Genomic DNA, 17,968 nt, shown 5'->3' with positions numbered 1-17,968 from the left:
TGGCACAGGGTTTGTGTTTCCCGTTGGTTAAAAATATTTACCCACAGGACCTGACCTCTCAATACTCAGGAAGGGTTACCCCCAATAGCGAAGCGCGAAAAACAGACCGTAAACATCATTTAAAACAAAGAGTTACAGACATACCCAAGGCGTTCTTTGCGCCCCTGAAAGCGACTTGGTCGGTTTGGTAAAGGTGATTTTCTGCACAAACCCGCAGGCCGGGGTTCTGGCTGGCACAACGAGTGCAACATCAGCAGCCCAACTGGCCTTGCCCGGAGACAGATAAGGAGGAGTTATGTCGATACCGCTTCATCATGCTGCGTCCCGCCCTGCCTCAACCGGCTGGCAGCGACTGCTGCAATGGCTGACTCACGATCACCAGCAACGCTACGCAGGCTGTCGGGCGGAAGACGAAGTACGCAGCGATGCCTGGTTCTGGCAGCTGAGTGATCTGGCCTGCGCCATCGCCAGCGCCGATTCGCTGCAACAGTTGCCGCAACTGCTGGAGCAGATTCAATCCACGCTGGCACAGGACAGCCAAGAAGCGCCTTTACAGGCATTGGTGTTACCGCAAGCCATGCCCGCAGCAGAGCCCGCAAGTACCCGCTCTGACAGCACTACGAACAACCACAATGCCCAATACGACTACATCGCCCTGACCCCGCATTTCAGCGCACCGGTGAATAACTGCTCCCGACTATTGCGCCAACCGGAGCAGTGGCTTGCCGCCAACCAACAGCTATTTCCGTTCAACATTGCGCAAACAGGCCAGCCCGACACGAAGGGCTGGTTGTTGGTACAGGTGTGTCAGCAGCACGGGGCCGAAAAGCAGGCAACTAACCGCTTGATGCCTCGCCTGACCGAGCTGCTACAACGGCTGCAACAGGGGTTATCAGGCTGGTATCAGCAGCAACAACGACTGCAACAAGCCGTCGCCGACGAACGCCGGGCACACGCCGCCGAGCTGCACGATTCGCTGGCCCAGTCGCTGGCTTACACCCGTATGCAAAGCGCTCGACTGGCAAGCCAGCTGACAGTGGAAAGCAGCGCCAGCCAACAGGCCAAAGAAGTGGAACAGCTGTGCCATTACGCCTATCGCCAAACCCGTGAACTGATTGCCACCGCCCGCCTCACCACCAGCCCCAACCGACTGGCCAATAGCCTCGAACAGCTGATCGATGAATTTGAACAACGCACAGCCATGGTGTTTGAACTGGATATCCGGGCCGACCTCAGCGCATTGGCGCTGAATGAACAAACCAGCACCCAGCTGATGTACATCGTGCGGGAATCGGTCTGCAACCTGGTGCGCCATGCCCACGCCAGCCATGCCAGCATTCGCTTGTTCAGAGACCTGAATCACGGCGCTGATCACGGTGAATCGGTGCTCATTTGCCAGATTGAAGACAACGGCAAAGGCATTCGCGGCAAAGGCCGCAGCGACAGTTTTGGCATCCAGATCATGAAAGAACGGGCCCAGCGTATCGGCGCAGTGCTGAACATTGGCGCACGCCCCGAAGGTCAGGCTGAATCCCGGAAAGAAAGAACCCTGGCAGAAGGAACTCAGCTAAAAGGAACCCGGGTAGAACTGGTTATTCCACTGCCGCAAGACAGCGCAACCAAACCTGCCCGCTCCACATCAACAAACAACACCAACAAACAATAACAACCAGTATTAACAACCGCCTGTGATGGAGGCTCCTGTGAACGTCGCCCTTCAAACCCGTCCCGAAGACCCCGCCGCCACGGTAACCCCGGTGATCATGGTCGATGACCATCCCTTGTTTCGCCGCGGCGTGGTGCAGCTGCTGAACGACAGCCCATGTTTCAACGTGGTGGCCGACATCGAAGACGGCCGCGAGTTACTGCCCTTGTTGCAGCAGTGGCAACCCCAGTTGGTGCTGCTCGACCTCAACATGCCAACCATTGGCGGGCTGGAGCTGTTGCAACAGATTCGTGCGGCCGGAATGACGATGAAAGTGGTGGTGATTACCGCCTCGGAAGAGGACGACGACCTGCTGCAAGCACTGGCGCAAGGAGCCGACGGCTTTCTGATGAAAGACACCGCACCGGATGAATTGGTGACCAAACTGCAACGGGTGATGAATGGCGAAGTGGCCGTCAGCGACCGCGGCGTCACCCTGTTGGCCAACACACTGCGGCAGAATCCGCCAGTAACCGATGAGCGCCACAACAACCGCATTCAAGACAACGGAAGCGTTACAGAAAGCGCCAGAGATGGGCAGCGGGATAGCAGCGGTGAAGACCTCAACGTCGATTTCACCACCCGCGAACAGCAAACCCTGCAACTGATCGCCCGTGGCCTCAACAACAAACTGATCGCCCGCGAACTGGGCATCAGCGATGGCACGGTGAAGGTGTACGTGAAAAGCCTGCTGCGCAAACTCAACCTGCACTCACGACTGGAACTGGCTGCCTGGGTGCACACCAACAACTACCAGATTGCCCCCGAGGACGTGCCCGAATGAAAGGCTTTCCAACGTTTTTCAAACGTCCGGCACAGACGGCCACCGACCCGCTGGCCGAACTGACCGCCCTGCTCGACAGCCTGGCTGACTGCATCATTCAGTTCGACCGCCAGGGCCGTATCATTTACACCAACGCCGCCTGGCAACGGCTGACCGGCATTGCTCCCGCCGACGCCTGTGGTGAATTTTTTGAAGATTTCCTGCACCCACAGGAGCGCGGCCAATGGCATGCCCTGTTCGACGCCATGAGCTGGCGGCCGGAACTGCTGCAGGCCATCGATGCCCGCCAGTACGACGACGCTGAAACAGACCAGCCGCACCCGGCCACCGACCCGATTTGGGTACGGCTGCTGAACCACCAGCAAGCAACCATCTGGTGCGAACTGCGGTTGCAACCCATGAACACCAATACCGCCAACATCCCCAATAGCACAGGCACAGCAGACGCCAGCCCAGCGCCGGGCCGCTACTGCGCCACCCTCTGCGACATCACCAGCCAGGTACAGGCCAACCAGCAAGCCAGCGCCAACCAGCGCGGACTCACCAGCATGCTGGGACGACTGCCACTGATGATCTACCGCTCCCGCAACGACCGCGACTGGACCATGGAATACGTCAGCGACGGCTGCTACGACATCACCGGCTACCACGCCAACGAACTGCTGGAACGCAGCCAGAAAACCCTCGGCAAACTGATCCACCCGGCCGACGCCGACTACGTCTGGGAAAACGTTCAGGCCGCCCTGCAACAACGAGGCAACTTTGAACTCAACTACCGGCTGTACCACACCGACGGCCGCCTGCAATACGTCACCGAAAAAGGCCACGGCGTATACAGCCGCAACGGCAACGTACTGGCGATTGAAGGGGTAATCTTCAGCCACGAAGGCCTGATGGTGGATGTGAATAAAGTAGGCTGAGGTCGGGCGTCTGGCACTGACTTGCAGGAGGGAATTTATTCCCGATCTCTGCGTGTTCAGCTTGTAGGGGACATCTATTTAATCCGGTGCTCACTCTGGGCTACCGGGTGGTTTCGAATCACGAAGCCGACTTGCAGGCCTGACGGGTCAAGTCAAAAGTCGGCGACACAGAGTCGAGATCATCCGGCAGCCCCCGCAGGGCGCGGGTTGCCGCCGCCCAGTGCTGTGTTGACGAATTTGAAAAGGACTCGTCATTTCGCTGCATCCGTCGCCTTGCACTGAACAACGGCAATACTCGCGCAGAGCCGTGCAGGATTAAATAGATGTCCCCTGTAGGCCCCGCCCAACCTACAGCGAGATTGTGGGAGAGAGCTTGCTCTCGATACTCTCAAGGAGTACGCCCCCTCCAAAACATCAACAACCTATTCCGCACTCTTCCACAATAACTGGTCTGCCCGCCCACCTTCGCGGTAGCCATAGCAGGTATTCTGCATATGCTTGCGGTTTTTCGGGCTGGCGGCATGGGTACGGTCATGCTCCAACCGATACCCCTGAATGGTCTGGAACGCAGCGGTTGCCAGCACGGGCAGCAACTCGGTCAGATGGGTACAGGACGTTGAGCGCCCCAGCTTTTCCTTCACCTCATTCATCCAGCCACCACGAATCTTCATGCCCACCAGCAGGTCATAACGGGGTTCGGCACCGTTGCAATCGCGGTACGGCGTCGAGCGCATATCCGCCCGCACTTCACGAATTACCAGCCGGTCGTCCACTGCCAGCGCCATCGTCATATCGTGCAGGTATTCGCCAATGGGCAACAAACCACGATCCCGCAAGGTAAAGTCGTAGTGTTTGGTGTCGCGCATGACGGCTTCGACTTCCCACAATCCATCACTGCGCAAATAGCCCTGCACATCGATGTTGCGACGGTGCAATGGCTCGCGGGTTACGGACGAGGATTGGGGATGGGAATTGAACGACATGAAAACTACCTGCTGACATCAAGCCGCACATGATAGCGACTCGCTGCCAGCATCCATAGTTGTACCAATGAACAATAGTTTTCGATTATGACGACGCCCGTCAGTTAAAGAACCAACCACAGATCAGAATCGCCGCCAGCATCCCGGCGACATCACACGCCAGACCGGCCCACAGCGCATAACGAATGCGGCTGATACCGACCACGCCAAAGTACACCGCCAGCACATAAAAAGTGGTTTCGGTACTGCCCTGCATCACCGCCGCCAGCAGACCAGCCAGCGAGTCCACACCATGAGTGTTCATCACATCCAGCATCATGGCGCGGGCACCGCTGCCGCTGAACGGCTTCATAAAGGCCACCGGCAAGGCATCAACATACCAGCTGGTCAGCCCCACGGCATCCAGCAACCAGCGCAAGCCATCGAGCAGATAGTCCAGCGCGCCACTGGTACGAAACACACCAATGGCTGCCAGCATGGCGACCAGATAGGGAATCAGGGTAACGGCCGTTTCAAAGCCGCCTTTGGCCCCGGCGACAAAGTCTTCGTACACCGGCCGTTTGGCTTTCAGTCCTGCCAGCAAAAACAGCGCAATCACGAACAGCAGAATGCCATTCGCCAGCTGGCCCGACACACTGCCCAGCTGCTCGGATGGCAGCTCGCCAAGCCAGAACATCAGGCTGGCCACCAGTGCCACCAAACCGCCCAGATACGCCAGAATCACAGCGTCGATGCGGATTTTCTGGATCTTCATCACCAGCAACAGGCCGGTCAACGTAGACGCCAATGTGGCCATTAAAATCGGCAGAAAGACTTCCGCAGGATTGGCCGCGCCTAATTGGGCGCGGTACATAAAAATGGTCACTGGCAGCAGGGTCACCGACGAGGTATTCAGTACCAGAAACAATATCTGGGCATTGCTGGCAGTGTCTTTTACCGGGTTCAGGCTCTGTAGCGCCTGCATCGCCTTGATACCCAGTGGCGTTGCGGCATTATCCAGCCCCAGCATATTGGCGGCCAGATTCATGGTCACGGCACCCTGGGCTTCATGGCCCCTGGGCACTTCCGGCATCAAGCGCGAAAACAGCGGCTGCAGCCCGCGCCCCAGCACATTCACCATGCCGCTTTTCTCGGCAATGGCGAACAAGCCCGACCACAAGGCCAGCACACCAACCAGACCGATGGCAATTTCTACCGAGAGTTTGGCCATATCAAAACTGGCCGACACCAGCTGCTGGAACACCTCGACATCACCACCCAGCCAGCGGGCGGCGGCAACGGCAATACCAATCAGAAAAAACAGGGCCCAGAGTCGGTTCAATGGAGCGTCCTTGCGTAAATGGATGGGTTATGAAGAAAGACTACCACGACGAGAACGCTTGGGCGGTGCGTCCCCGTCTCTGAAAACAAACAAGTGCCCCGCCGAAAACGAGACGAAGTGTTACTGTTGGGCCATTGCGATGATGGGGTAAGGTATTTGCAAAGTGTGCATAGCGCGCCCTTCAGGACCAATAAGTCGGGCCAATACATCAGGCCAATCAATCGAGTCATTTCAGCAAGCGTCATCAACAAGGAGTATCAGTATGTCGAACACGGCTTTTATAACAGGGGCAACGTCCGGTTTTGGTCGTGCAACGGCCATTCGAATGGCGGAGGCTGGCTGGAAGCTGGTATTGACCGGCCGTCGTAGCGAGCGTTTGCAAGAGCTGCAACAACAGCTGGCAGAGAAAACCGACGTCCACATCCTCACACTGGATGTGCGTAATGCCGATGCGGTAAAGCAGGCGGTGGCCGAGCTGCCAGAGAATTTCCGTGACGTGACATTGCTGGTGAACAATGCCGGACTGGCGTTAGGCACCGAACCCGCACAAGACTGCGATACCGAAAAATGGCAGCGCATGATCGACACCAATATCAGTGGTCTGGTGACCATGACCCACGCGCTGCTGCCAACCCTGATTTCTCAGGGCCGCGGCGCGTCGATTGTGAATATCGGCTCGATTGCCGGTCACTGGCCGTATCCGGGTGGCAATGTGTATTGCGGCACCAAGGCCTTTGTAGAGCAGTTCAGCTATGGCCTGCGCGCCGATCTGGCAGGTACCGGAGTACGGGTGACCAATCTGGCACCGGGGCTGGCAGAAAGTGAATTTACCTTGGTGCGGACCGACGGTAATCAGGACGCTCACGATAAATTGTATGAAGGCGCCGAGCCGATTCAGCCGGAGGACATTGCCGAGACGATTTACTGGATCGCCAGCCTGCCGCCGCATTTGAACGTGAACCAGCTGGAGATGATGCCGACTTCGCAGAGCTTTGGGCCGTTTTCGATTTCACGTAAGGGCTGAGGCGTTGGCTCCCTCGTAGAAGTCAGGCAGGAGCGTGGGAGCCAGGTATGTTTTTAGTATGCGGGCCAGCGGCCCGCGCTCCCTGACAAATTCCCGCCTTAAGACAGAGTCGCCACCAGCCAGCGCGCTGGGTGGTGCAATACCCTGGTGCGTCGGCCGGTGGCGAAACCCTGCTGCGGTGTTATGTCACCGGTTATTCAGCGATTTTCTCGTACTTGCTGATCAGGTCGTTGGCTTTCTGGTACAGCTGTTTACCGTCGAAGCCTTCGTCGTCCATTTCCTCAATCCAGTGGTCGGTTACGGGCTGCATCACTTGTTTCCAGCGAGCAACTTCGCTATCCGACAGTTGGTTGATGACGTTGCCGTTGGCCACCATGGTATTACGGTTACGCACTTCGGCGTCGTCCCACACCTGACCAATCCAGCCTGCGGTTTCAATGCCGGAGTTGTTATCGATCACCCGTTGCAGGTCTTTTGGCAGCTTGTCGTAGCTGTCCTTGTTCATGGCGAACACAAAGAACTGGGTGTACAGGCCCGGTTTGGAAGTGATCTCGGTAGCGTACTGGGTCATTTCATGGATTTTCAGCGGCGTCACCACTTCATAAGCCAGCAAGGCGGAATCCACCACACCTTTGGAAATGGCAGACGGCAACGTCGGCACCGGCAGGAAAACCGGTGATGCTCCCGCCAGCTCCAGCGCTTCAGCCATCAATTTGTTGGGGGCACGAACTTTCAGGCCCGCCATGTCTTCCAGCTTGGTGACGGGTTTGTCGCGCAACAGAATAGAACCGGCATAGTGGGTATGCAGCGCCAGCAGATGAACGTCTTTCAGCTCGTCCTGCATTTCCTCTTCGGCGTATTGCTGCAAGGCCATGCTGCTGACCCGGCCAGACGTCGCCATAAACGGCAGCTCAAACACACCGGCTTTGGGGAAACGGCCCGGCGTGTAACCACCCACCGTCCAGACAATATCGGCAACGCCTTTGCGTGCCTGGTCGAACAGCTGTGGCGGCTTGCCACCCAGTTGCATGGACGGGTAAATATCAATCTTGATACGGCCGTTAGACTCCTTCATCACCTTTTCGGCCCAGGGCTCAAGAAAATTGCTATGGGCGTTAGACGCCGGTGGCGACATATGGTGAAGCTTCAGGGTCACTTCCGGTTCTGCTGCCAGAGCATGGGATGCCATGCCCAGCGACAGGGCGACTGCGACGGATTTGGCCAGAGCCGAGGCTCGCGGCGGCAGGACTGCCATCATGGTTTTTATCTTCATACCTTTGCCTTTTTATAGTTATTGCGCTTGGTTGACAGGTTTATTGTTATTACGAGCAGTGCCGGGCGGATCAGAGATCCAGCACCAGCAAAGGGGATGCTGACCGAGAGCAACAAGGTGTGATCCACTGATTGGATGCCTGCTCTTCTTCGGTCAAATAAAGATCACGGTGTTCGGGCTGGCCATCGACCACCCGGGTCATGCAGGAACCACAAATGCCCTTGCCACACGACACTGGCACATCGACCCCCGCTTCCATCAAAACTGCGGCAATGGATTGGTCTGCCGCAACCTCGAATTCCTGACCGCTGCTGTGCAGCCGTACGGTGAATGCCGCCTCATCAGGCGTTGCTTCAACGGCCGGGGCATCAAAGTATTCGCGGTGCAGGTTGCTGTGGTTCCAGCCCATGGTGTCGGCGGTTTGCCAGATGGCGTCCATGTAGCCCGCCGGGCCACAGGCAAACAGATGGGTATTCGGCTGCGGACGCACCAGCAACCGGGCCATATCCACCCGACCACCGTCGTTGGCGATGTACAGATGCACACGCTCGACAAAGGGCGACTGCTGCAACTCGCGGATAAACGCTGCCTCCGCCAGTGACCGTACGCTGTAATGAAGCTCGAACGAGCGGCCCTGCTGGTGCAGTTGCCAGGCCATCGACAACACCGGCGTAATGCCAATGCCGCCACCCATTAGAATCGAGTGACTGGCATCGTCGACCAGCGCAAACAGGTTACGTGGAGGGCTGATTTGCAGCCGGGTGCCCACTTGCCACTGGGCATGAATGGCACGGGAACCGCCCTGGCCGTCGTCTTCCCGTTGTACGCCAATGCGGTAGCCTTGCGCTCCCGGTTGGGCACAAAGGGAATACTGTCGAATCAGGTTATCGCCGTTATCCACAGCAATATGTACATCAATGTGATCCCCCGCATTGGCGGCGGGCAGCGGCTTTCCATCGAGGGTCACCAGCTCGTAACTGGTGACCCGGGCGGATTGCTGCTCAAGAGCACGGATTTCAACGTCGATCAGATCGCTCATGGCCAGCTCCCGTTACGATACGTTGCGGCGCTGGGCGTCGGAGGCAATCACGTCGGCGTGCTGCTCTTCTGCTAACAGGCGGTCGATGATGCGACGGGACTGTACACCACCGGCATCAATGTTCAGCTTCAGCAATTCCCGCTCTGGCCACTGCAACAGGTTGGCTTGCTGGCGCTCCAGCATTTCGAGGTCTTCACCAAAAATCTTGCCCTGCCCCTCACGAATGCTGGCAGTCAGCTCAGCATCGTCAGCCTTGAAGTTGCGCGCCATGCCCCAGAAGTACCAGTGGGAGGTTTCGGTTTCCGGGGTAATAAAATCGACTACCACACTGGAAGCGCGGTCTTTCTGGTCGGCGTTGATACCGCCTTTGCCAGCCAGTGCGACACCCACGTCGATCATCACGTGGCTTGGTGGTGTGAAGCGGCAGATCTGCCAGCGGTCAACGCTGGCTTCAGGGTCGAGGTCGTTGGCACGCATGGCCATTTGCCAGAACGGCGGCGCCTTGATGCCTTCCATTTCGCGCAGGGTCAGTACCTGTTCACCATCAACTTTGGTTTCCGGTGCCGCTTCGTCAATTTCTTTCTGGCCAATGGAGGTGGAGTGCACGTAGGTTTCGTGGGTCAGATCCATCAGGTTGTCGATCATCAGCTTGTAGTCACAGTGGATGTGGTACAAACCGCCGCCATAGGCCCACTCGTCGCTTTCCGCCCATTCGTAATGGTGCATTTTGGCCGGGTCTGCGAGGGCTTTTTCGCCCGGCCACACCCAGATAAACCCGTAACGTTCGATCACCGCGTACGACTTCACACAAGGGAAAGCACGTACCCGCTGCAATGGCATACTGGCGGCCTTGCCGTCGCTGCCCATCGCCAGACCGTGGTAACCACACACCAGCTTGCCGTCTTCCACATATCCCAATGACAGCGGCGCACCACGGTGGGGGCAGAAGTCTTCCACCGCCACTGCGGTGCCGGTTTCGTCGCGGTAAAACGCCATCTTTTCGCCACAAATGGTGCGGCCCAGCGGCTTGGATTCAATGTCGTCCGGGGTACAGGCAACGTACCAGGCATTCTTGATAAACATGGTGACCTCTCTTGTTGTTATTGTCGGCGCTTGTCTTTGCTCGCCAATTGGATCCAATTAGATAGAAAATATGGATCCAGATCAGCAAAACTTGGTTTTATTGGCTCAATTGGATCCATTTTAGGTATTTTTTGGGATCCAAAAACATTCAAAACCGCGCCATACAGGCAATTTTTGCGCGGCTGACATACAATCGGGATCCAATAACAACAACGCTGACCCAAGGACTTCCATCGTCATGGCTTCTACCGGCAAACAGGTACTGGTTACCCTGCGCAAACAAATTGCCGACGGCATTCTCAAAGGTGGCCAACGGCTGGCCGAGATCCCCACCGCCGAGTCGCTGGGAGTCTCGCGGATGCCGGTGCGCATTGCCTTCAAGGAGCTGGAGCAGGAAGGTTTTCTGATCAAAACCGGCCGTGGCTACACGGTGCGGGAAACCTCCCATGAAGAAATCACCGGTGCGATTGAAGTCCGTGGGGTGTTGGAAGGTTTGGCAGCACGGCAAGCGGTGGAACGCGGATTGGATCCAAACGTATTACCAACGCTCAGCCAGTGCCTGAAAGACGGCGATGCGCTGTTTGCCAAAGGCCACCTGACCGACGAAGACTTCGAGACCTACCACGACGTCAACTGCCTGTTTCATGAGACCCTGATCAAGGCCAGCCACAACCCGGCCATTGAAGCGGCGCTGGCCCGCAATCAGCACCTGCCGTTTGCATCCGTCACCGCACTGGCGGTCGACCCCGGCAAGCCGGAACGGGAATTTCGCCGTTTCTACTACGCCCACTTGCAGCATCATGCGGTGGTGGATGCCCTCGCCCGAGGTCAGGGCGCACGCGCCGAAGGCCTGATGCGAGAACACGCCAACGCCACCCTGGGCTATGCCAACGAATACGCAGCCGACGACTCCGATGGCGAACAAAGCAAACTGATTCGTCGCTGAGCGTTCAGCGGCTTAACCGTTTTGCAACGCCAGCAAGCCAATCCCGGTAGTCATGGGGGCGTAATAAAAGCGATGCATCTCTTCAACCTGAGCCTCCATGGCACCGCGCATCACCAACCACATGATGACTTCGCCACCTTCTGCACCGGCGGCAGTCATCACCTCCTTGTGCGATAAATCGGCCAGCGCTTCGGGCTCGGTCTGGATTCGTTGCATCCATTGCTGATCCCACTGCTCGTTGATAAAACCAAAGCGTTCGCCGTTGAGTTGATGGGATAAACCTCCGGTGCCGACAATCGCGACCCGCAAATCCTCGGGCCAGCTTTCTATCGCCCGTTTCAGGGCTTGTCCCAGCTTGTAGCAGCGGCGACCACTGGGCAGTGGATGCTGGATCACGTTCACCAGCAAAGGCACCACCTTAACCGGCCAGTCGCTGTCACTGTGCTGCCACAACAGCGGCATAGCAGTCAGAAAGCCGTGGTCGAGAGCCATTTCCTGACACAGGGTCAGATCAAATTCATCGGCCACCAACTGGTTGGCCAGATGACGTGAAAACGCGGCGTAACCTTCAAATTCGGGCAATGGCCGTTTGCCATAGCCTTCATCGGCAATCTGATAACGGTTTGAGACACCCAGGGCGAACGTGGGATAGCGGTCCAGAAAGAACTCGGTGCCGTGGTCGTTGTAAACCAGAATCACCACATCCGCCTTGACCTCTTCTGCCAGCCATTGCTTCACCGGCTGGTAACCATCGAACAGAGGCTGCCAGGCGGGATCGGTTTGCTTGTACTGGTCGTAGGCGCGACCGATGGAAGGAACATGTGAGGAGCCGATACCGGCGACGATTTTGGCCATTACACCGCCCCCGCAACACGTCGGGTTTGCATGAATGCCTCGTAGCTTTCGCCACGCATTTCGGCACCAATCTGATACAACCCATAGCCCAGAGTGGCCGCCAGCTTGAGGAAGAAAAACAGGTTGCCGCCCAGCTGGGTTAACCGCAGCCAGTCGCGCTGGCGAATGGCGTCTTTTTGCGCCTCGGTTAATTGGTAAGCCGTCATATAGGCTTCTTCATCGGCCAGATACAGATCCCGATTTGCCTGTGTTTTTAACGAATTACACATTTTGTTAATGGCATATCCCTGTTGCGACAATGCCAGATCGAAGACATAGGTGCCCGGGATACCCCAATGGGTATCCGTGGTGATATCGGTCATGTGGTTATTCTCCGGGTGGAAATTGCGTGCTTACAAAACGAAGCGGGCCTTGCGTTCGCTGATACGCCATTCGCCATTTTCGAACACACATGCGTCCTCGAATTCGCCAATCTTCAGCGCAGGCTGCTCGTCCGGGCCATCCGCCGCGGTGTCTTTGGCGTACAGCTGCACATAGCTGTGCACCGTGGCCGAGCTGGCACTGTGGATATCGACCCGCATATTGCTGCAAATATGACGGGTAACCCGGCTAGCAGGACGGCTTTCGTAGGCATCAACAATGGCCTTATGGCCCTGCAGCGGAACCGAATTACCAGGCCGATACAGGCTTCCTTGCTGACTGAAACAACGGGCAAAACAATCGAACTGACGGCTGTCGACGAAATGCACGGCATCCAGAACCAAGCGGATACAGGCGCTTTCTATCTGTTGATGGGATTCAGTCATGGCAAATATCCTGCGGCTTGATAGCGGTTTACGTGGTTATTGTTATAGTGATTTTTATGGCGGCTTCAGTGATGACTCGTGAGCCAGTCGACCAGCACCTGATTCACCGCTGCCGGTTGTTCCATGGTGCTCATATGGCCACTGTGCTCAATCACCGCCAGTTCTGCCGTGGGGCACAATTGCGCCATGTCCTGATGGCGTGCCAGTGGGCTCCAGCTGTCCTCCCGGCCACACATCAACAAGGTAGGGCAAGTCAGCTGTTGCAATACCTGTGTGGCATCCGGGCGGTTTAACAAAGCATGGATCTGGGCGGCAAAAATGGCCGGGGTTTTGGCCTCGATCATGGCCAGAATCGACTCAATAAATTCCGGCTGATCCAGCCGCTCGGGGTGCACCATTCCCTGCACCCACTGCTCCCCAACTGCGCGCATCCCCTGGCTTTGCGCCAACCCCAGCAGCGCCATACGACCCGCACGTTCCTGCTCTCCGGCGCTGCCTTCAGCCCGCGCCTGATAACCGGTATCCAGCAGCACCAGATGGCTTACCCGCTCGGGTGCCAAACGAGCAACTTCCAGCGCCACCCGACCACCCATGGAGTGCCCGACCAGCACAAACTGTTGTGGACTGGTTGCCAGCACCTGCTGCGCCATCGCCCCAATGCTGTCCAGTTCGCCGTAATCGGCAACCAGACAACGGCTATCGGGGAACGCGTTCAGTTGCTCGCTCCAGACCGTTTGGTCACACAGCAAGCCGGGCAGGAAAACCAGATTGGCAGGCATATCAGCTCCAGCATCAATGGTTGTTATTCAGCGTCAGCCAACGGCTTCAGGAAGCCGTGATAACGCTGTTTGGCAGGATATGGCATCATGCTATCTAATCCTTTTTGCAATAAAAAATGCAGAATCGAGCAGTCTGTAATCTCGATTTGGAAAAAATAACCTTCACAGTGGAAGCGCGGCCATGGATACCCTGACCAACCTGAAAACCTTTCTGGCCGTCTCCAACCATGGCAACTTCACCGCCGCCGCCCGCAGCCTGCATGTGGTGCCTTCGGTGGTCGCCAAGCGCATCGCCCAGCTGGAAAACACCCTCGGTAACCGGCTCTTCGACCGCACCACCCGCACGCTGGAGTTAACCGATGCAGGCAGCCGCTTACTGCCTTCTGCACGCCAGTGTCTGGCGGAATTTGAGGCGCTGCTGCAACACGCCAGCACCGACGACAGCAAGCTGGAAGGGCACTTGCGGCTGATGCTGCCGACCACCATATCCATGGCCGCCCTGTCTCGTTCGATCACCCGTTTTATGGCGACCCATCCCGGTATTACGGTGGAAACCCTGATGAGTGATCGCTCGGTCAGTCCGTTGGAAGAAAATATCGATGTAATGATCAGCGGCCGACTGGCGCACTACGACGGCGTGGTTCAGCTGCCACTGGCGCCCACCATGGTGGGCCTGTACGGCTCGCCGGCATATCTGGCCCAGCGAGGTTCGCCCAAGCACCCCGCCGATCTGGTCGACCACGATTGTCTGGTGTTCAGCCCGCAGGGCAACACCTGGGCGTTTGAATCCAGCAAGGGGCCGGTCTATGTGGATGTACAACCGCGACTCAGCAGCGACGATAACTACACCCTCACATTGGGAGCCCAGCAAGGCTTGGGGCTGGCCATTTTGCCCGCCTACATTGCTCGTGCCGGACTGCAAGACGGCAGCCTGATTGCGTTGATGACAGACATCCCACCACAAGACCGTTGGTATCGGGCGCACATTCCCAAACGCAATGAGAAACTGGCCCGGGTACGGGCCTTATGTGAGTGGATTCGGGAGGATATTGAGGCGTTGAATCAACCGGACTCAACGCTTTAAACAGCCACAAAAAAACCGGACGCTGCATACACAGGGTCCGGTTTTTTTATAAGGTCAGGCTCAGCCGATCAGGTGCACCAGCCAGAGCGTAATGCCCGGGAAGATGATCATCAGGATCACCCGCAGGATGTCGGAGATCAGGAATGGAATCACACCGCGGAAGGCGTCAGTCATCTTCAGTTCCTTGTCGAAGGACTTGATGATGAACACGTTCATGCCCACCGGTGGCGTAATCAGGCCGACTTCCACCACCACCAGCGCGATGATGCCGAACCAGATGCCCAGGTCGGTTGGTGACAGACCAAAATCCATGCCCATGATGATCGGGAAGTAGATTGGAATGGTCAGCAGGATCATCGCCAGCGAGTCCATGAAACAACCCAGAATCAGGTAGCTGATCAGCATGATGGTCAGCACCATGTATGGGGAGTAACCGGCATGGCTGATCCACTCGGCACCCGCTGCTGGCAGCTGGGTCAGGGCAACAAATACGCTGAACAGGTCAGCGCCCAACAGGATGAAGAAGATCATCGCAGTGGAAACCGCTGTTTTCAGGATGCTTTCCTTGAAGCCGTCCCAGCGCATACCACCGTGGGTGAAGGCCAGAACCGCGGTCAGAACCACACCCACAGAAGCGGCTTCGCTTGGGGTGAAGATACCGGCGTAAATACCGCCCAGTACCACCAGGAAGATCATGGTGATATGCCATACATCCAGTGTGGAGCGGAACTTCTGTGCCCAGCTGGTCTTTTCACCGGCAGGGCCTGCTTCCGGCTTCATGCGCACAACCACTGCGATTGCCAGCAGGTAGCCAAACGCCGCCAGGAAGCCCGGTACAAAGGCCGCGATAAACATCTTGGCGATGTTCTGCTCAGTCAGTACCGAGAAAATAATCAACACCATGGACGGTGGAATCAGGATACCCAGGGTACCACCCGCTGCCAGCGCACCCGCAGACAGACCACCGTCGTAGTTGGCTTTCTTCATTTCCGGCAGCGCCACTTTACCCATGGTGGAAGCGGTGGCCAGCGAGGAACCACAAATCGCACCAAAGGCCGCACAGCCGGATACGGAGGCCATCGCCAAACCGCCACGCAGCTGACCGATCCAGGTGTTACAGGTTCGGAACAGTTCACTGGTGATACCGGCACGGGTTGCCAGTTCACCCATCAACAAAAACAGCGGTACAACTGACAGGTCGTAGGTGGAGTACTTGGCCACCGGTACGGTGCCAAAGTAGTCCAGCACGGATTCATAACCTGCCAGCAGGGTATAACCCAGTGCGCCACAAGCCATCATGGCCAGCGCAATCGGAATACGGAAGGCCATCAGCACCAGCAGCAGTGCGATCATGCCAAAGGCCAGTTCTACGTTCTCAGTCATTCTTCACTTGCCCCCATAAAAAAGCTGATGAGGCGTTCCAGAGCGCGCAAGCCCACCAGGGTGCTTGCCAACACACCGGCTGCGTAAACAATCCACAGCGGCAGTTCCAGAATCATGCTCTGTTCCATGTAGTCGTAGGCGTCGTAACCGGCGATGGTCATTTGCCACGCCATCACACAGGACACTACGAAGAAACAGAACTCGCCAACGGTCTCCAGTACCTTCAGGGGCTTGGGAGCCAGGTTGTTGGTGAATACGTCCACCACCACGTGTCCGCAGGCACGGTGGCCTTCGGGCAGAAACAGAAAGATCGCAATCCCTAAGCCGGCTTCTACCAGCTCGTAGTCTCCACTAATCGCAGTTGAAAACAGGGCGCGACCGATAACGCTGACAACAGTCATGAAGGCCAGGGCCAACATGATGACACCGCCCACCAGCGCAAGCTGACGGGCGAGCCATGTCAGAATGGCGCGCACCTGTACCAGCCACGCAGGCTGGTTCAGGGCAATGTCATTCATGATTCACTTACTACCTTTTCGTACTTCTTGATCAGATCGTTGGCTTTCTTGTACAGACGAGTACCGTCGAGATCTTCGTCGTTCATGTCTTCAATCCAGTCGTCGGTTACCGGCTGCATGGCTTTCTTCCACTTGGCGGTTTCTTCCGGAGAGATGGTGTAGAACTTGTTATTCTCGGCACGGGACACTTCGTAGCCTGGCAGTTCTGCCTGGTCGAATTCGTAACCCATGCGACGGGCTTCGTTGATACCAGAGTTGTTATCAATCACTTTCTGCAGGTCAGCAGGCAGCTTGTTGTAGGTTTTCTTGTTCATCACAAACATGAAGAACTGGGTGTACAGACCACGCTCGCCCTTGATCTCGGTGTGGTTAGGCGCCAGCTGGTGAATCTTCAGCGGGTTAACCACCTCGAAAGGCATTACGGCAACGTCAACAACGCCTTTGGACAGTGCGCTTGGCAGCGTAGGTACCGGCATGAACACAGGGCTTGCACCCAGAGTGCTCAGGGCTTCTGCCATGGCTTTGTTTGGCGCACGCATTTTCAGGCCGTCGATGTCGTCAGCGGTCTTGATCAGGGTGTCACGGGAGTGGAATGCACCTGGCGCGTGAGTGTGCAGGGCCAACAGATGAACGTCTTCCAGCTCGTCCTGCATTTCAGTCTCGGCGTATTCCTGCAGTGCCATGGAGGTGGCTTCTGCATTTACCGGCATGAATGGCAGTTCGAAAGCACCGGCTTTCGGGAAACGACCCGGGGTGTAACCACCAACGGTCCAGACGATATCAGCAACACCTTTACGAGCCTGGTCGAACAGCTGTGGTGGCTTGCCGCCCAGCTGCATGGCCGGGTAGATGTCGATTTTGATACGACCGTCAGATTCTTTCATCACTTTCTCGGCCCACGGCACCATCAGCTTCTGATGGGTTGGCGACAGTGGCGTCAGGAAGTGATGCAGCTTCAGAGTGAATTCAGGTTCAGCGGCCTGGGTGGTGGCGGCAGTCAGGCTGCCCAATGTGATACCCAGTGCTACCAGCAGGTTCTTCAGTTTCATTGTTTTGCACCTTGTTATTTTTATGGGTCAGATATTGCCCCGGCCAATTTCGGCACTTACGGCAAAATCATACAACCTCTGGACTGTTATTTTATGCAACAGATTCTGGCTTTCAGTCAGGTTCCGGAAGGTCTACCCACAAAAGTATTGAAAAAATACCCTGCCATCTGGCGGCACGCAGACCCATAGCGAAATCCTCACTTCAGGACTGCAAGCTAGCACCATGAAAGTACGGCTGGTAATTAAATAAGCAGGGATACCATTCGTTTTTTGCATAGTTGCATATTCAAAATGGCACCTTTGAGACTACAAAACGCATCGTTAATAAGCGGTTAAAATCGCTACAAGCCCCATTAACAAAGGGTTTAACCGGCTTTTAACGAAGCAGGCCAAGCTATAAGAACATTGACCGGGAT

General features: G+C 56.6%; 18 protein-coding genes. 6 read left to right on the top strand and 12 right to left on the bottom strand.

What is annotated here, in order from left to right; all coding sequences use genetic code 11:
• Window positions 1-295 precede the first annotated feature (295 nt).
• Genes ACXADJ_RS17935 through ACXADJ_RS17925 form a run of 3 tightly spaced genes read left to right on the top strand, consistent with a single transcriptional unit; the run spans window position 296 to window position 3,409 of the window.
• Window positions 296-1,666 carry a sensor histidine kinase gene (locus ACXADJ_RS17935; RefSeq protein WP_475068691.1) on the top strand — a complete coding sequence of 457 codons (1,371 nt, stop codon included), beginning with the start codon at window positions 296-298 and terminating at the stop codon, window positions 1,664-1,666.
• A gap of 37 nt (window positions 1,667-1,703) precedes the next feature.
• Complete coding sequence (locus ACXADJ_RS17930; RefSeq protein WP_475068689.1) at window positions 1,704-2,489, top strand: response regulator; 786 nt, start codon at window positions 1,704-1,706, stop codon at window positions 2,487-2,489.
• The gene (locus ACXADJ_RS17925; protein ID WP_475068687.1) at window positions 2,486-3,409 is read left to right on the top strand and encodes a PAS domain-containing protein; all 924 of its coding nucleotides are present in this window, start codon (window positions 2,486-2,488) and stop codon (window positions 3,407-3,409) included. The genes ACXADJ_RS17930 and ACXADJ_RS17925 overlap by 4 nt, the downstream gene beginning before the upstream one ends.
• Before the next feature lie 422 nt (window positions 3,410-3,831).
• Here ACXADJ_RS17925 and ACXADJ_RS17920 read toward each other — a convergent pair whose 3' ends face one another.
• Window positions 3,832-4,392: a DUF2889 domain-containing protein gene (locus ACXADJ_RS17920; protein ID WP_475068684.1), complete on the bottom strand. Its 561-nt coding sequence runs from the start codon at window positions 4,390-4,392 to the stop codon at window positions 3,832-3,834.
• 100 nt (window positions 4,393-4,492) lie between these two features.
• Window positions 4,493-5,713, bottom strand: coding sequence for a nucleoside recognition domain-containing protein (locus ACXADJ_RS17915; RefSeq protein ID WP_475068680.1), 1,221 nt, complete (start codon window positions 5,711-5,713; stop codon window positions 4,493-4,495).
• Window positions 5,714-5,975: 262 nt separating this feature from the next.
• On the opposite strand from ACXADJ_RS17915, the gene ACXADJ_RS17910 reads away from it, so the two are divergent.
• On the top strand, window positions 5,976-6,737 hold the full coding sequence (locus ACXADJ_RS17910; RefSeq protein WP_475068678.1) for an SDR family oxidoreductase: 762 nt from the start codon (window positions 5,976-5,978) through the stop codon (window positions 6,735-6,737).
• A gap of 193 nt (window positions 6,738-6,930) precedes the next feature.
• Here the strand turns inward: ACXADJ_RS17910 and ACXADJ_RS17905 are convergent, their stop codons facing one another.
• The 3 genes from ACXADJ_RS17905 to ACXADJ_RS17895 form a co-directional block, all read right to left on the bottom strand.
• Window positions 6,931-7,995: a TRAP transporter substrate-binding protein gene (locus ACXADJ_RS17905; RefSeq protein WP_475068676.1), complete on the bottom strand. Its 1,065-nt coding sequence runs from the start codon at window positions 7,993-7,995 to the stop codon at window positions 6,931-6,933.
• Between the two features lie 85 nt (window positions 7,996-8,080).
• Window positions 8,081-9,049, bottom strand: a complete 969-nt coding sequence (locus ACXADJ_RS17900; RefSeq protein ID WP_475068674.1) for a PDR/VanB family oxidoreductase — start codon at window positions 9,047-9,049, stop codon at window positions 8,081-8,083.
• 12 nt (window positions 9,050-9,061) lie between these two features.
• Window positions 9,062-10,132, bottom strand: coding sequence for a Rieske 2Fe-2S domain-containing protein (locus ACXADJ_RS17895; RefSeq protein ID WP_475068672.1), 1,071 nt, complete (start codon window positions 10,130-10,132; stop codon window positions 9,062-9,064).
• Between the two features lie 238 nt (window positions 10,133-10,370).
• Between ACXADJ_RS17895 and ACXADJ_RS17890 the strand changes: the two genes are divergently transcribed.
• A complete protein-coding gene (locus ACXADJ_RS17890) occupies window positions 10,371-11,078 on the top strand; it encodes a GntR family transcriptional regulator (protein WP_475068670.1) in 708 nt (235 codons plus the stop codon).
• Window positions 11,079-11,090: 12 nt separating this feature from the next.
• On the opposite strand, the gene ACXADJ_RS17885 is transcribed toward ACXADJ_RS17890, so the two are convergent.
• The 4 genes from ACXADJ_RS17885 to ACXADJ_RS17870 all read right to left on the bottom strand — a co-directional run bounded on the left by ACXADJ_RS17885 (window position 11,091) and on the right by ACXADJ_RS17870 (window position 13,518).
• Window positions 11,091-11,933, bottom strand: a complete 843-nt coding sequence (locus tag ACXADJ_RS17885) for a class III extradiol dioxygenase family protein (protein ID WP_475068668.1) — start codon at window positions 11,931-11,933, stop codon at window positions 11,091-11,093.
• Window positions 11,933-12,295 (bottom strand): protocatechuate 3,4-dioxygenase, encoded by a 363-nt coding sequence (locus ACXADJ_RS17880; RefSeq protein ID WP_028293567.1) that lies wholly within the window; start codon window positions 12,293-12,295, stop codon window positions 11,933-11,935. The genes ACXADJ_RS17885 and ACXADJ_RS17880 overlap by 1 nt, the downstream gene beginning before the upstream one ends.
• A gap of 30 nt (window positions 12,296-12,325) precedes the next feature.
• Window positions 12,326-12,739, bottom strand: coding sequence for a nuclear transport factor 2 family protein (locus ACXADJ_RS17875; RefSeq protein ID WP_475068666.1), 414 nt, complete (start codon window positions 12,737-12,739; stop codon window positions 12,326-12,328).
• Window positions 12,740-12,804: 65 nt separating this feature from the next.
• Entirely contained in the window at window positions 12,805-13,518 is a 714-nt protein-coding gene (locus ACXADJ_RS17870; RefSeq protein WP_475068663.1) for an alpha/beta fold hydrolase, read from the bottom strand.
• A 181-nt stretch (window positions 13,519-13,699) separates the two neighbouring features.
• On the opposite strand from ACXADJ_RS17870, the gene ACXADJ_RS17865 reads away from it, so the two are divergent.
• Complete coding sequence (locus ACXADJ_RS17865) at window positions 13,700-14,602, top strand: LysR family transcriptional regulator (RefSeq protein WP_475068661.1); 903 nt, start codon at window positions 13,700-13,702, stop codon at window positions 14,600-14,602.
• A 60-nt stretch (window positions 14,603-14,662) separates the two neighbouring features.
• Here ACXADJ_RS17865 and ACXADJ_RS17860 read toward each other — a convergent pair whose 3' ends face one another.
• From ACXADJ_RS17860 to ACXADJ_RS17850, 3 genes are read right to left on the bottom strand one after another with little or no spacing between them, the layout of a single operon-like run.
• Window positions 14,663-15,985, bottom strand: coding sequence for a TRAP transporter large permease (locus tag ACXADJ_RS17860; protein WP_475068659.1), 1,323 nt, complete (start codon window positions 15,983-15,985; stop codon window positions 14,663-14,665).
• Window positions 15,982-16,503 carry a TRAP transporter small permease gene (locus tag ACXADJ_RS17855; RefSeq protein WP_051219232.1) on the bottom strand — a complete coding sequence of 174 codons (522 nt, stop codon included), beginning with the start codon at window positions 16,501-16,503 and terminating at the stop codon, window positions 15,982-15,984. The genes ACXADJ_RS17860 and ACXADJ_RS17855 overlap by 4 nt, the downstream gene beginning before the upstream one ends.
• Window positions 16,500-17,552 carry a TRAP transporter substrate-binding protein gene (locus ACXADJ_RS17850; protein ID WP_475068657.1) on the bottom strand — a complete coding sequence of 351 codons (1,053 nt, stop codon included), beginning with the start codon at window positions 17,550-17,552 and terminating at the stop codon, window positions 16,500-16,502. The genes ACXADJ_RS17855 and ACXADJ_RS17850 overlap by 4 nt, the downstream gene beginning before the upstream one ends.
• Between the last annotated feature and the right edge of the window lie 416 nt (window positions 17,553-17,968).

The sequence above is a fragment of the Oceanobacter sp. ABM4_470 genome, assembly GCF_056158645.1.
Note: the sequence above shows the minus strand (reverse complement) of the source record. Positions and strands in the feature narration are given on the sequence as shown.

What these genes read in the sequence shown, in the direction of transcription:
- ACXADJ_RS17935 (WP_475068691.1), top strand. Translation starts at nt 296, where the DNA reads ATGTCGATACCGCTTCATCATGCTGCGTCCCGCCCTGCCTCAACCGGC.
- ACXADJ_RS17925 (WP_475068687.1), top strand. Translation starts at nt 2,486, where the DNA reads ATGAAAGGCTTTCCAACGTTTTTCAAACGTCCGGCACAGACGGCCACC.
- ACXADJ_RS17920 (WP_475068684.1), bottom strand. Translation starts at nt 4,392, where the DNA reads ATGTCGTTCAATTCCCATCCCCAATCCTCGTCCGTAACCCGCGAGCCA.
- ACXADJ_RS17910 (WP_475068678.1), top strand. Translation starts at nt 5,976, where the DNA reads ATGTCGAACACGGCTTTTATAACAGGGGCAACGTCCGGTTTTGGTCGT.
- ACXADJ_RS17905 (WP_475068676.1), bottom strand. Translation starts at nt 7,995, where the DNA reads ATGATGGCAGTCCTGCCGCCGCGAGCCTCGGCTCTGGCCAAATCCGTC.
- ACXADJ_RS17900 (WP_475068674.1), bottom strand. Translation starts at nt 9,049, where the DNA reads ATGAGCGATCTGATCGACGTTGAAATCCGTGCTCTTGAGCAGCAATCC.
- ACXADJ_RS17895 (WP_475068672.1), bottom strand. Translation starts at nt 10,132, where the DNA reads ATGTTTATCAAGAATGCCTGGTACGTTGCCTGTACCCCGGACGACATT.
- ACXADJ_RS17890 (WP_475068670.1), top strand. Translation starts at nt 10,371, where the DNA reads ATGGCTTCTACCGGCAAACAGGTACTGGTTACCCTGCGCAAACAAATT.
- ACXADJ_RS17885 (WP_475068668.1), bottom strand. Translation starts at nt 11,933, where the DNA reads ATGGCCAAAATCGTCGCCGGTATCGGCTCCTCACATGTTCCTTCCATC.
- ACXADJ_RS17880 (WP_028293567.1), bottom strand. Translation starts at nt 12,295, where the DNA reads ATGACCGATATCACCACGGATACCCATTGGGGTATCCCGGGCACCTAT.
- ACXADJ_RS17875 (WP_475068666.1), bottom strand. Translation starts at nt 12,739, where the DNA reads ATGACTGAATCCCATCAACAGATAGAAAGCGCCTGTATCCGCTTGGTT.
- ACXADJ_RS17870 (WP_475068663.1), bottom strand. Translation starts at nt 13,518, where the DNA reads ATGCCTGCCAATCTGGTTTTCCTGCCCGGCTTGCTGTGTGACCAAACG.
- ACXADJ_RS17865 (WP_475068661.1), top strand. Translation starts at nt 13,700, where the DNA reads ATGGATACCCTGACCAACCTGAAAACCTTTCTGGCCGTCTCCAACCAT.
- ACXADJ_RS17860 (WP_475068659.1), bottom strand. Translation starts at nt 15,985, where the DNA reads ATGACTGAGAACGTAGAACTGGCCTTTGGCATGATCGCACTGCTGCTG.
- ACXADJ_RS17855 (WP_051219232.1), bottom strand. Translation starts at nt 16,503, where the DNA reads ATGAATGACATTGCCCTGAACCAGCCTGCGTGGCTGGTACAGGTGCGC.
- ACXADJ_RS17850 (WP_475068657.1), bottom strand. Translation starts at nt 17,552, where the DNA reads ATGAAACTGAAGAACCTGCTGGTAGCACTGGGTATCACATTGGGCAGC.